We start from the raw sequence: 632 nt of genomic DNA on the forward strand, positions 1-632 counted from the left end.
TACCAACCTCGACGGTCGCGTTGACAAGCAGGGCGCGGATACCGCGACTCACCTGGGCGGTGGCGCTGCCTATACCGCCAGCACCGGTGCCATCAGTGCGCCCAGCTACGCGCTGACCAAGGCCAACTCCATCGTCGGCACCACCGGTGCAGCCACTGATGTGGGCACTGGTTTCAGCAAGGTGGATGCGGCACTGGGGGATCTCGACACTCGTATCGATAACATCGATAGCGGCACGGGCTTCAAGTACTTCCATGCCAACTCCACCCTGGCCGACTCCTCGGCCACTGGCACCGATTCGATCGCGGCCGGCCCGACTGCCAAGAGCACGGCGACCAACTCCATCGCCATCGGTAAGGGCGCTACTGCCTCCACCGCCAACAGCGTGGCGCTGGGCGATGGTGCAACCACCGCCGCAGCGGTGACCACGGCAACCGGTACGGTAGCGGGCACCAGCTACAACTATGCTGGCGGCACACCGACCGGCACGGTGAGCGTCGGCAACGGCACTGCCAACCGCACCATCACCAACGTGGCCGCCGGCCGCGTCAGCGGCACCAGCACCGATGCTATCAACGGCTCGCAGCTGTACGCGACCAACCAGGAAGTTGGCAAGCTCGACACCCGTATCG

At 65.3% G+C, this 632-nt stretch carries 1 pseudogene; it reads left to right on the forward strand.

The features are described 5' to 3' along the window. A pseudogene (locus tag JFY56_RS24175) lies at positions 1-632 on the forward strand (hypothetical protein); the annotation flags it as partial.

This window comes from Pseudomonas schmalbachii, assembly GCF_017589465.1.
Classification (GTDB): Bacteria; Pseudomonadota; Gammaproteobacteria; order Pseudomonadales; family Pseudomonadaceae; genus Pseudomonas; species Pseudomonas schmalbachii.